This is a genomic window from Xenorhabdus littoralis, from assembly GCF_033949345.1.
Lineage (GTDB): Bacteria > Pseudomonadota > Gammaproteobacteria > Enterobacterales > Enterobacteriaceae > Xenorhabdus > Xenorhabdus littoralis.
Genome location: NZ_VCDP01000035.1, coordinates 20,733 through 34,098, shown reverse-complemented (window position 1 = coordinate 34,098; position 13,366 = coordinate 20,733). Strand labels below are relative to the sequence as shown.

Genomic DNA, 13,366 nt, shown 5'->3' with positions numbered 1-13,366 from the left:
TCATATCTGAGCTTAAGAACCGACTTATGGCAGAAAAGGGGGTTTTCCGCCATGGGTAATCATCCAATTAAGTTAAAGAATAAGTTAAAGAATAATCTAGAGAATGATAAAAAGTGCCAAATGCATTGAAAAAACCATTTCAGCAGAAGGTGACTGTCAGATCAAGCTTGAACCACCACAGATTTCACTAGCCTCTAGCTCATTTTCGAGTGGGCTGCGATGAGTTGAACATTGCATTAGATCGAGGAATATACATGTACGTCAAATATATCGGGGAAGATGACCCCCAGCACAATTTAGTTAAAAACAAGATTTATAAACTTACGGAGCAAAGTGACGGTAAATATCAAATTAATGGCGTTTTTGTACACTCTGACACAGTAATAGCTGCATACCCACATCCACACGCAACTTTAATTGAGGAATACGCAAAACTATCCATCGAACACGATGAACCATGGCGTTGGTTTCAATACCGTAAAAGCGCTTCTGAAGACTGGCAAAATTGCACCAAACATTTAAATTTTACTTACACATTGGAATTTAGGTTAAAACCTAATCCCAAAATTATTCGCATTGGTGAATGGGACGTTCCTGCGCCTGAAAGAAAACCGCCACTAAAAGGCACAAAATACTACGTGCCTGATCTGCTGGCTAAAGATCGTATTGATCCCCTTGTATGGGATAACAGCAATATAGATTTACGTTTACTAGATAGAGGTTTAGTTCACCTTAACTCAGATGCTGCTAACATCCATGCATATGCGCTACTTTCTCTCACCACATAACAACATCTAATTGAAGGGCACCCTGCCACTCTCTCATATCAAAAAGTACACCTTGGCTAAAACACTCGTCATCTGATTATGGCGAGTGTGCTTTTTAGGTGTAAAAGAAGAGCCTCTGTCCATATCTAATTATTCAGATTGGCCTGAATATGGTTTACCATGTAAAAAACGTAAAGTAAGAAATTAGATTTAACGGAGATAACACAACGTTGAACACCGGTAAAGAACAACAAAGTTTCTATTTTCATGACTATGAAACTTTTGGTAAACACCCTGCCCTGGATCGTCCCGCTCAATTTGCAGGCGTTCGCACCGACAGTGATTTCAATATCATTGAAGAACCTTTAGTGGTGTATTGTGCTCCTGCTGATGATTACCTTCCCGACCCTGAAGCTGTCATGATCACGGGAATTACACCGCAATTAGCATTAAAAAAAGGGGCCAAAGAGGCTGAGTTTGCTCGTCAAATCCATGATGCATTCAGTAAACCCAATACCTGTATTCTTGGATACAATAATATTCGTTTTGATGACGAGGTCAGCCGGAACATTTTTTATCGCAATTTTTATGATCCTTACGCATATAGTTGGCAAAAAGGTAACTCCCGCTGGGATCTGCTCGATGTATTACGAGCCTGCTATGCCCTGCGTCCGGAAGGAATTATCTGGCCCGAAAATGATGATGGATTGCCAAGCTTCAAACTGGAACATCTGACAAAAGCCAATGGTGTTGAGCATACTCATGCCCACGATGCCATGTCCGATGTTTATGCCACTATCGCAATGGCTAAATTAGTGAAAAAAGCGCAGCCTCGTTTGTTTGATTATTTTTTCCAATTAAGAAACAAGCAGAAAATAATCAATCAAATCGATATTCCTCAAATGAAACCTCTGATTCATGTATCAGGTATGTTTGGGACTCTTCGCAGCAATATTAGTCTTATTGCGCCCTTGGCATGGCATCCGACAAACCGTAATGCCATTATCATGTGCGATCTGGCAGGTGATATTTCTCCGTTACTGGAGCTCAATGTGGATAAATTACGTGAGCGCCTGTATACCCGACGTGATAAATTACAACCAGGCCAAAATCCGGTACCCATTAAATTGGTACATATCAATAAATGTCCAATCATCGCGCCCGAAAATACATTGCGGCCAGAAGATACAGAACGAGTAGGATTAGATCGCAACCAATGTGAGCAAAATCTGGCTCTCTTGCGCAATAACCCACAAATCAGGGAAAAAGTCGTTGAACTGTTTGGTTATCCTGAAGAATTTCCAGAATCTGATAATGTTGATACTAAGCTATATAGTGGATTTTTCAGTGATGCCGATAAAACAGCAATGGAAATTATCCGGAAAACGTCCCCTCAGAATCTGCCTGCCTTGGATTTAACTTTCCAAGATATACGGATTAAAGCTCTATTGTTTCGTTATCGTGCCAGAAACTATCCAAATACTCTGGATTATGACGAGCAACAACGCTGGTTACGCCATCGTCAGGATGTCTTAACGCAGGAAAACCTCCGTCAATATATTGCAACTATCGATCAACTTTATATTGAATATCAATCTGATGAAGAAAAGTGTCGCCAGTTGAAATCACTGTTTGATTATGCCATCCAATTGGCAGGATAATATTCATTTCAGGTTCTTTAAAAAAGAAAAAGACAAACTATTATGTTTGTCTTTTTCTGATTTGAGATAAACATAGGAACTGGCTAGTCATGCGGTTTTTCAGAGTGCTGACAACCACATTCTCCTTCCCAGTTTTTCAGTTTGGAGGTTTTACCAATTCCCGGATTTAAGGTATTGGTAGGATCAGTCATTTGATAGAATTGCTTAAGTTGTGGTTTCGCTTGATATAGATGACCAACATTATGCTCAGCAGGATATTCTGCTCCCCGCTGATTTAAAATCTCCAGCATTTTTGCTTTCAGCGCATAAACATCCGTACCTTTTTTGACAATATAGTCCTGATGAAATACGTGACACATAAAATGTCCGTAGTAGAGACGATGTACTAGCGCTTTATTAATTTCTGCCGGCAAAGATTCAAACCATTCACGATCATTACGTCGCAAGGCAATATCCAGCGCCAGAATATCTTCCACTTCATTACTGTGAACGGCTTGGTAACGAATGGCCGCACCTGCAGCTGCAAAACGGTGTAAAAATGCTTTTGCCCCTTCTTCTGATGTACAGGCAAAATATTCTCCATCAGCTTGTTTGAAATAACTTTCCAGCCACTCTTTTGCCTCTTTGATACCTTCACCAGACATTTTCAACATTAAGTGGTGTTCAAAGCGATTTCGATATTCTTTCAAGCGTTCAGGCAAGTGGGACGGTAATAAACGACTCATTCCTTGCATGATACGATCTGTCAAATGAGATGGTAAAAATGGGACTTTACCTAATACGGCATCTACTCGTCCTTTCAGATTGAAAAACATGGGCATTTTATCTGTGCCTAATTTATCAATCATAACAAAAGTATCTTTTCCATAAACTTCAGAAATATCAAAAATATCCCGATGCATGTATTCTCCAGCAACTGGCAAATGCTGGAAATTCGATAAAATATAACGACGTAATTCCGTTAATACTTCAGGCTGATTAGTACCGATATAGAAGACTTGCGAAGATGGCTCTGCCGGAAATGAATCAAGACGGGCAGCAAAAACAACTAATTTACCCGCACATCCTGAAGCTTCAAATAGCCTGCGTTCATCAGCATTGAATCGTGATGGGCTATCGGCGTCAATATCCCGGATGCGCTGTGCATATTCATGATCAGATGCAACCCTGTCATTATGTTGGATATCTTCAGTACGGTAACGTTGTTCTTCCAAACAAGTCAAAATATCTTCAGGCGTATCGCCCAATGATATTCCCAAGTGGTTAATAAGTTCAGCTTCACCCTTTTCATTAACACGACCATACAATGCCATTTCGGTGTAAGCTGGCCCACGCTGAACCAAAGAACCCCCTGAATTATTGCAGATCCCACCAACAACAGATGCGCCAATACAGGAAGAGCCTATAACTGAGTGAGGTTCGCGCCCCAGTGGTTTCAAAACTTTTTCCAAATGCCACAATGTACTACCGGGAAATGCAATGACCTGATTGGCGGGTTGAAGAACTTGGATTTTATCCATACGTAAGGTGCTGATAATGACAATATCACGATCATAGTCATTGCCATTAGGTGTAGAGCCTTCCGTTAATCCTGTATTGGCTGCCTGCATCAAAATAATTTTGTCGGCATCAACACAAGATTTGAAAATCTTCCACAACTCCAATAATGAACCAGGAAATACAACCGCAAGGGCATTTCCTTGTCCAGAACGAAAGCCTTTGCGATAACGTTCTGTTTTTCGTGGTTCAGTGAGGATATGGGAAGATCCAACTATATTCGTGAGGATAGCAATGAGTTGCTGATTCTGGGGAGTTTTAGCATCATTCATAATCGTTTTCTTACCTTACAGGAACCAGACAAACAGGCTCTTAATGAAATTAGGTATGGCTGAATTGCTATTATTATATGACGTCTTTTAATTATTTTTGTGTGATTAACGCTCTTTTTACTTCAAAAAAAACAGCACCCGAAGGTGCTGTCTGAAATATATTTCTCACTATGATTCAGTAAACTGTGGCATTGGTTGACGGAAGCTACGAGTTACAAAGAACATGTAAATGAGACCGATCCCCCCCCAAAACAAACCTAACTCCATTGAGTTTGCTTCAAGGTTTATCCACAAAACACCGACTGTCGCTGCACCAAGAAGTGGCAGGATCAGGAAATTCAGCGTGTCTTTCAGTGTATTGTTACGACGCTCACGAATATAAAATTGAGAGATCACCGACAAGTTGACGAAAGTAAACGCAACCAATGCTCCGAAGTTAATCAGGGCAGTTGCAGTCACCAAATCCAGCCAACCAGCAGATAACGCAACAATACCAACCAATATGACATTGATTGCCGGTGTTCGCCATTTCGGGTGAACATAGGCAAATACTTTCTCAGGCAGTACGCCGTCACGTCCCATTACATAGAGCAGACGGGATACACCTGCATGTGCAGCCATACCTGAAGCCATTACGGTAACACAGGAGAATACCAAAATAATCGCTTGGAATAGTTTCCCTGCAACAAACAGCATAATTTCCGGTTGAGACTCATCAGGGTTTTTAAACCTGGAAATATCAGGAAAATAGAGCTGTAAGAAATAAGACACTGAAATGAAAATAACACCACCAATTAATGCGGTCAGGAAAATCGCTTTCGGAATAACTTTTTCCGCATTAGGAGTCTCTTCAGACAAAGAACTGATACCATCAAATCCGAGGAAAGAGAAACAAAGTATTGTTGCCCCGGTTATCATTGGAATCAATTTTGCCTCTTCCGACGTAAATGGTCGCATACTGAACAATGTTCCAGTACCTTCACCATGATGTACGCCATACATTAATAAGCCAACAAAGGCCACTATGACAGCAACTTGAACAACCACAATCAGGCCGTTGATGTTCGCCACAACGTTAATGCCACTCAGGTTGAAAACTGTCATTAGTACCGCCAAACCAACCACAAAAACCCACGGATCAATTCCCGGAAAAATGGCTTGAAGATAAATTTTTGCCAGCAGGATATTGATCATCGGCATAAGCAGATAATCAAGCAAAGATGACCAACCTACCATAAACCCAAGATGGGGATTCATTGATTTTTGTACGTATGTATAGGCAGAACCTGCTGATGGAAAACGCTTTACTAATTTCCCGTAACTTAAGGCTGTAAATAAAATTGCGATCAATGCGATTGCATAAGATGTCGCGACATGCCCGCCCGTAAGACCAGAAACAATGCCAAATGTATCAAAAATAGTCATCGGCTGGATATAAGCAAGACCCATCATAACTACTTGAAACAGTGTCAACGTTCTTCTTAGTTGAACGCGGTTACTAGCATTCGCTTGGTTAGTATCGAGAGTGATTGAATTATGCGACATGAGCGAATCCTCCCATAACTTCGATCTGGGTACTGATACAACTACTTAATCGATAGTTACTGGGTAGACTTCGCATCTGTCTATAGACAGAAAAGAATGAAGAATTAGAAGATGATGAATTGACAAAGGAGCATGCTCCGTAGTCGTCATTGCAGCAACGAGCGCCAATCGGCACAAGTGCAAAAGAAAATAATTGCTCCATATTTACATTCCTCAGTATAGCAACCCAGCCTCAATTGTGGTTGCTTATGGTCAGTATCGATCCGGAACAAAATCCGGCCTCTTTGTGTTCTCTTTGTGTTGTAAAAAATAACTCAATGCAAAAAAAATAACTGGTGCATATTTACGCACCAGTTATTTTTTAGTGCACGCATTCTGCACTTCAAGTCCAGAAATAGCAAGGGCTATGACACTAAAAACTTATTATTTTTTACGACACAATAATGTCTTGTAGAGTAGGCTTTTACTGAGTTTGTGCTGAAACTTGACGTCATTAGATTCACTACTTAGCTTCTAATAAATTTTTAGCACAAAAGGAAATTATTTGCTATTTAATGGGGATGATTTTTATACAAAAAAATCATCCCTTCATCACGAAATTGATGGAGGGATGATTCGATATTACACATAGATGTTAAGTATTATGACTAATATTAATAATGAAGTGAAATATTAATTAAAAGTCGTAATTAATGCCAATCTGATAACGGCGGCCATCGAGAACTGCGTCATGGGATTCTTCAGTTACTCGTTTATCCAAGATGTTATAAATTCCACCTGACAGGCGTACATTTTTAACCAGATTATAACTCATTCCCAGATCGACAAAAGTATAGGAAGGAGTTCCGTCTCTCATGCTGGAACGGTACTGATAGTTTTTGGTTTTACCACGGAAGTTAATACGAGTCCATGTATCCAACTCAGGTAATGCCTGCCAGCTCAACGTTGCATTTGCCATATGTGTTGGCATTTTATTTAACGGCTGGCTTTTGTACTTACCACTTTTTTGTTCAGAGTCGGTATAAGTATAGTTGGCTGCCAATGACAAACTGTCAATAATATCCCAATTAATGGTGGTTTCGATACCCCGGATATTAGCTTTATCAACATTTATGCGTTTGTTAATAAAGTCATAAGTTTTACTACCCAGTTTACAATCTGTCTCGCAATCTTTAACTTCAGTAATCTTATCTTTAAAGTCAGTATTAAAAACAGTTAAGCCAATATTAAAGTTATCTTGATTGTTCCAGATGATACTAATTTCTTCATTAACACTTTTCTCTGGCTTGAGGTCAGGGTTCCCTAGAATCATGCCATTACTGAACCGTCCACCTGTTGCCTGCCCCCAATTAGCAGCTACTTGCCTCAGATCAGGAGAACGATAACCCGTAGAAACCCCACCCTTAATCGTCCATTGTTCATCAGCATGCCACACTCCATATAAACGAGGTGTCCAGTGCATGCCGAAATTTTGGTCTTTATCTAATCGGATTCCACCCGTCAGGGCAAAATCATTAATCATTTGCCATTCATCTTCCAGGACTAATGCCCAACTCCAGCGGGTTAGCTTATTAACATCTTTAGCTGAAGGTAGTTGATTACCATTATCCCGTAAATCTTCATAACGATATTGGCCACCGAAGCTTACTGTATGATCATCAAATACAAGCGTCGTATGGTTATTAAATACCGTATCGTTATTTGTCATTTCACGTTCAGGATTATCAGCTTCATCTCTTTGAATATAAGAAGTCGTTGTACCAAAATCATAAACGCCCTGATGAGTAATAGCATAATTATTGCGTTTATAACGGCTGGTATCGTCATTACAAGATTTTGGCGTGCAATCACGTGTCTTGCCGATAGTTGAGTCGCGATCCTGTTCATAGCGACCAGCTTCAAAAGTAAAGGCATTTTCCTCGTCTGGAGTCAAAGAAAGGGCTACAGCACCATTACGCATTTCCTGCTTTCTAAATCCACCCAGGAATTTATCCTCATTACGATGCGAATACAGGCCATTTACTCTTAACCCCAATAATCCATCAATTATTGGCCCTGCTGCATAAATGCTGTTTTGATGGCTGTTACCAGAATTTTTACTTTCAGTCAGAGTCGCATCTGCACTCAGACTGACATGCCATTCTTTCTGAGTTTTACGAGTAATAACATTAATCACACCGCCCATAGCATCAGAACCATATAGAGAAGACATTGGCCCTCTCACTACTTCAATACGCTCAATAGCAGATAATGGTGGCAACCATCCTTGTTCAATTCCTGAACCATCACTATTCGGACGAGTATTACGTGTATCAACACGTCTACCATCAATCAGAATCATGGTATATTTTGAAGACATACCACGTATGCTGATATCACTGCTACTACCACCACCAGTAACAACCACTCCCGGCACATCTTTCAATGCATCAGTGACATCACGGTAAGCTTTAGTTTCTAGCTGTTCACGGCTAATAACTGAAATAGACGCAGGCGCATCTTCAATCTTTTGTTGGAAACCCGCTGCGGTAGTCACAACAATTTTATCTTCGCCACTATTAGCTGCATTGGCAACCAAAACAAAGCTGGATGAAATAGCAGCAATAATGCCTAGTACAATTTTTTTCTTTGCAAAAACAGCCATTCCCGATTCTCCAAAAGGTAGAATAGAATTATTTAAATTAAACACAAATAACCGACATGCGCCCGCAGCACAGGGATAAATAATTATCCCTGTCAATGTTATAATTATTAAATTAATTAAACTTAATATTAATAAAAATATTTCTGGCTTTATTATTCTAACTCTCTAATTCTGCCACTAAACCATCAATTAATACTTGTGGTACCCCCCGGGAACAACATTCAATTCGGCCTTTAATACCATAAACCTCAGCCAAACTATCCGATGTGATAACCTGTTCAGGCGTACCTTCGGAGATTAATTCGCCTTTTTTCAGCATTAATACATGGTCACCATGACGCAATGCAATATTGATATCGTGGACAACGACAATCGTAATAATATTACGACGACGTGTTTCACGGGCAACTAAATCCATAACGTGATACTGGTAATTTAAATCCAGAGCACTTAATGGTTCATCTAATAATAATAGGGTTGGATGCCGAATAAGCGATTGAGCTAATCCCACCAACTGTTTTTGTCCACCCGATAATTGATCCAGATAGCTTAAAGCCAAATGCTCTATTCCAAGCTGACGCAAAAGCTCCATGACATCTTGCTCGCATTGGCTATTACTCACACCACCCGATGCTCTCTGGGCAACAATCACTGATTCTAAAACATGAAGGTGAACACCCGCAGGTAATGATTGAGGCAAATAAACTACGTTCTTAGCACGTTGCGCAAAGTTCATTTGCATCAAATCCTGCCCGTCCAACAGCAATTCACCACTGGCTTTATTCAAGCCAGCCAACGAACGAAGAAGTGTGGATTTTCCGCAACCATTCGGCCCCAGTAATACGGTGATTTGACCACGCGGCAATGACTTAACATCCAGATTTTGAATCACAGGATGTTTCGGATACCCCGTCGTCCACTGATTTATTTTTAGCCCCTGATTCATACATTCCCCCTATGGCGTAAAACGATGCTAAGGAAGAAAGGTACACCGACCAATGATGTCACAATCCCCACAGGTATGATCATGCCCGGGATCAGGTTCTTAGAAGCAATGGAAGCCATAGATAAAACCAATCCGCCAATCAGTGCACTCGCTGGCAAGTAAAAACGATGGTCTTCACCAAACATCATTCTGGCTATATGCGGAGCCACCAGCCCGATAAAAGCAATTGGGCCAACAAACGCAACCGCTAATGCAGTCAGGATGCTGATACGCAGCAATGTTCCTAAACGAAGGTGGCTGATATTGATCCCGAAACTAGTCGCACGATCTTCTCCCAGACGCAACGCTGTCAGTTTCCAAGAGTTACTCATTGAGATAGGCATCATGATGGAGAACACTAACATCATAATACCCAGTTTTTCCCACGTCGCTCTGGAAAGGCTACCCATTGTCCAAAAAACCAATCCCTGCAAAGTATCTTCCGTGGCGATAAATTGCATCATGGAAACCAATGCTTCGAAAGTAAACACCATCGCAATACCAAATAACACAACACCTGAGGTTGCTACTCTTGTCCAACGGGTAATACCATCAAGCATCAAAGCAGCCAGAAACGCAAAGAGAAAAGCATTTGCGGAGATGGACCACTGATCCGGTATTCCGGGAATACCGATCCCAAGCACAATTGCCAATGCTGCACCAAAAGAAGCCGCATTGGAAACACCCAAAGTAAATGGGCTGGCTAACGGGTTATTTAAAATTGTCTGCATTTCAGCGCCAGCCAGCCCAAGTGACAGACCGACCACTACCGCCATCAAGGCATAGGGTAATCGGATATCCCAAACAATCACCCGGGTTGCTGCATTAACACTTTCTGGCGAAATCAGTGTTTGCCAGAAGGTTTGCAGTGATAATCCTGATGGCCCCATTGTAAAATCCAGTACAACAGAGGTGCCAATCATCAAAATGATGAACAATATCCATACAATACGTCGACGCAGGATATGACGATAATGTGCTTTTATATCGCACTCACTCAATTGCTGTTTCACCATTGGTATAGACTCGGTAGTGACGCTCATTTTTATTACCTGTTACTGCTTATTTTTCACTAACCCAATACGTACCTGCTGGTTCAACAGCCAAGAATTTATTGTGCAGCTCTTTCAATGTTTGTTGTGGATCTAAATCAGTAAATTTTTCAGGATAGAACCATTTAGCAAAAACTTGCGTCACAACAACGTTATAAGGAGAGTTATAGTAGTGATGCCAAATAGCATGGCTACGATCTTCCTTCACGGCAGTTAGTGTATTAATGCCATTACGTTCAGTAATAGTTTTCAGGCTAGCACGGGCAACATCCACAGAAGTTTTGGCTCCCATTTGGACTCCCATACCCTTTTCACCCGGATCTTGTGCACCACTTGCAATATAAATATAAGGATCTTCGACAATCACTTTTTCCAGATTCATGGTTCCCAGTGGAGATGGCAGCACAGCTTTGGCGATGTTTTTACCTCCGGCTAGGTCAATGAAGTTCCCCATATTGCCGTTACCCGCAGTACCACAGCAATCTTCGCTAGAACCTGCTCTTAGTTCAATAAACACGGAGGGTTTCTGAGCTTCCGGTATACGGTCAGTAATATCAGTTACCAGCTTCTGATTCTTTTCATAGAAATCAGCGTAAGCATTAGCTTGCTCTTCGCGATGCAGGATTTTGCCCAGCATACGGATGCTAGGTAATGTGTTTTTCAAAGGATCATTGCGGAAATCGACAAAAACAACAGGAACTCCTGCTTTTTCCAACTGCTTCACTAATTCACTGTTTTTTCCCGGACCATGTCCAGACAAGCCAAAAATAGCGACATCAGGATTAAGTGTAAGCACTTTTTCGGAGCTGACACTATCAGCACTGGTATTACCAATCAAAGGGATATTATCGATTTCAGGGAATTTAGCTTTATAGATAGAGTAAGTTTGTGGGTCCAGTTTACGGAAATCACCTTGCCAACCAGCGATTCGGGCCAGAGGCTTATTCCCTTCTAATAACGCTACAGAATGGAACAGGCGACCTTCACCCAATAATATACGATTGACTTTTTCAGGTACCTCAACAGTACGTCCAGCAATATCAGTGACTGTCTCAGCCCAAGATGCAAAACTTGCCATCATGGCTGATCCTGCCACCAGACTGATACTCATACTTTTCACTACTGCTCGAAATACAAACTTCACTTTAGTTAGCCTCTTCATACAACAATTGTGACGCTAACAATAAAGCAAATAAGAATACTTATCAATCCGGTTAGGTCGGTATAACCTAAATTTACCGCCTAGATTATTTCTCTAACCTCATGAAAAATAAAAACTGCCAATTCCATCACAGAATAGACAGTTTTTTGTTATATAAAAGCAATAATGCGTTAATCAATCTATGTATGTTTAATAACAATTCATTGTTTATTTATTAACAAATTACTCGTTGTCACTATATTTGAATACTGGAAATTTCATCTCACTGTATTTGACAAAGCAAGTTTTCTTTTTCAGTTTATAACTGAACCAAATAATCAGGAATAATGGAATGCCGATATACGTTGCAATGACTCCGTACCAATCGATCTTATCTTGCAAGAATGCCTGATAATTCTGCCCCAATGTGATCACCAAACACAAAATGAAGGCGAAAATCGGCCCGATAGGGAAGAAACCTGAGCGATATGGCAGGTTGTTCAAATCCAGACCTTGTGCGACGTAGCCTTTGCGGAAGCGATAGTGACTAATCGCAATTCCCAGCCATGCGATGAACCCCGTCATCCCCGAGGTATTCAATAACCACAGATATACTGTCTGGTTGCCAAACATGGAACTGAAGAAACACAATCCCGCGACTATGGTTGTCGCGTAAAGTGCATTACGTGGAACACCACCTTTCGACAAGTGACCAAAAAATTTCGGCGCTTTACCTTCTCTTGCCAATGTGAATAGCATACGGGTAGAAGCATACATTCCCGAATTTCCTGCCGAAAGTACGGCAGTCAAGATCACCGCATTCATTATCGCTGCTGCGGATAATAATCCTGCATTCTCAAATACCAGCGTGAATGGACTGACACTGATATCTTTTACTCCATTACGCAATAAGCTAGGGTCAGTGTAAGGAATGATCAGGCTGATGATTAAAATAGCAAACACATAGAACAATAGAATACGCCAAAATACCTTACGAACAGCGCGTGGGATATTTTTTGCCGGATCTTTGGATTCACCCGCAGTAATACCAATCAGTTCTGTTCCCTGAAAGGAGAAACCGACAATCATTGCCACACCAATCATGGCAGCAAAACCGCCCGCAAATGGTGCGTCATCTATTCCCCAATTATGCCAGCCTGCTCCCTCTGCACCTTTCATTATGCCGACGATCATTAGAATACCAATGATAATAAAGACTATTACCGTAGAAACTTTGATCAAAGAGAACCAATATTCTGCTTCACCAAAGCTTTTGACTGAGATGAAGTTCAGCAGGAAAATCAAGCCAAGGAATAACGCACTCCATACCCAGCCCGGAACATCATTGAACCAATATCCCATGACCAATTGTGCAGCCACAAGGTCAACCGCAATCGTTACAGCCCAGTTATACCAGTAGTTCCAGCCCAACGCGAAACCGAAACCTTCATCAACATATTTAGAGCCATAGGTCGAAAATGATCCAGAAACTGGCATGAACGCTGCCAATTCTCCCAAACTGGTCATCAGAAAATAGACCATCAGGCCAATTAATGCATAGGAAAGTAAAGCGCCACCAGGACCAGCCTGAGAAATCGTGGCACCAGAAGCGACGAATAACCCCGTACCAATTGAGCCGCCAATGGCAATCATTGCCATATGCCGTGCTTTTAATTCACGACGCAGAGTCTGTGGAGCCTGATCCCGTGGCGTACGTTGTTCTTGAGACATTCTATTCCTAT

General features: G+C 41.2%; 9 protein-coding genes. 2 read left to right on the top strand and 7 right to left on the bottom strand.

What is annotated here, in order from left to right:
* Positions 1 to 254 precede the first annotated feature (254 nt).
* Positions 255 to 788 (top strand): hypothetical protein, encoded by a 534-nt coding sequence (locus FE394_RS10435; protein WP_319926328.1) that lies wholly within the window; start codon positions 255 to 257, stop codon positions 786 to 788.
* 209 nt (positions 789 to 997) lie between these two features.
* Positions 998 to 2,428, top strand: coding sequence for an exodeoxyribonuclease I (sbcB, locus tag FE394_RS10430; RefSeq protein ID WP_319926327.1), 1,431 nt, complete (start codon positions 998 to 1,000; stop codon positions 2,426 to 2,428).
* Between the two features lie 83 nt (positions 2,429 to 2,511).
* Here the strand turns inward: sbcB and dld are convergent, their stop codons facing one another.
* From dld to FE394_RS10390, 7 genes are all read right to left on the bottom strand, one after another.
* A complete protein-coding gene (dld, locus tag FE394_RS10425; protein ID WP_319926326.1) occupies positions 2,512 to 4,257 on the bottom strand; it encodes a D-lactate dehydrogenase in 1,746 nt (581 codons plus the stop codon).
* Between the two features lie 168 nt (positions 4,258 to 4,425).
* Entirely contained in the window at positions 4,426 to 5,802 is a 1,377-nt protein-coding gene (locus FE394_RS10420) for an APC family permease (protein WP_319926325.1), read from the bottom strand.
* A 676-nt stretch (positions 5,803 to 6,478) separates the two neighbouring features.
* Positions 6,479 to 8,446 (bottom strand): ligand-gated channel protein, encoded by a 1,968-nt coding sequence (locus FE394_RS10410; RefSeq protein WP_319926323.1) that lies wholly within the window; start codon positions 8,444 to 8,446, stop codon positions 6,479 to 6,481.
* A gap of 157 nt (positions 8,447 to 8,603) precedes the next feature.
* Positions 8,604 to 9,392, bottom strand: a complete 789-nt coding sequence (locus FE394_RS10405; RefSeq protein WP_319926322.1) for an ABC transporter ATP-binding protein — start codon at positions 9,390 to 9,392, stop codon at positions 8,604 to 8,606.
* On the bottom strand, positions 9,389 to 10,474 hold the full coding sequence (locus tag FE394_RS10400; RefSeq protein ID WP_319926321.1) for a FecCD family ABC transporter permease: 1,086 nt from the start codon (positions 10,472 to 10,474) through the stop codon (positions 9,389 to 9,391). Before FE394_RS10400 ends, FE394_RS10405 begins: the two co-directional genes overlap by 4 nt.
* Positions 10,475 to 10,493: 19 nt before the next feature.
* The gene (locus FE394_RS10395; RefSeq protein ID WP_419836328.1) at positions 10,494 to 11,594 is read right to left on the bottom strand and encodes an ABC transporter substrate-binding protein; all 1,101 of its coding nucleotides are present in this window, start codon (positions 11,592 to 11,594) and stop codon (positions 10,494 to 10,496) included.
* 273 nt (positions 11,595 to 11,867) lie between these two features.
* The gene (locus FE394_RS10390) at positions 11,868 to 13,355 is read right to left on the bottom strand and encodes an amino acid permease (protein ID WP_319926319.1); all 1,488 of its coding nucleotides are present in this window, start codon (positions 13,353 to 13,355) and stop codon (positions 11,868 to 11,870) included.
* Between the last annotated feature and the right edge of the window lie 11 nt (positions 13,356 to 13,366).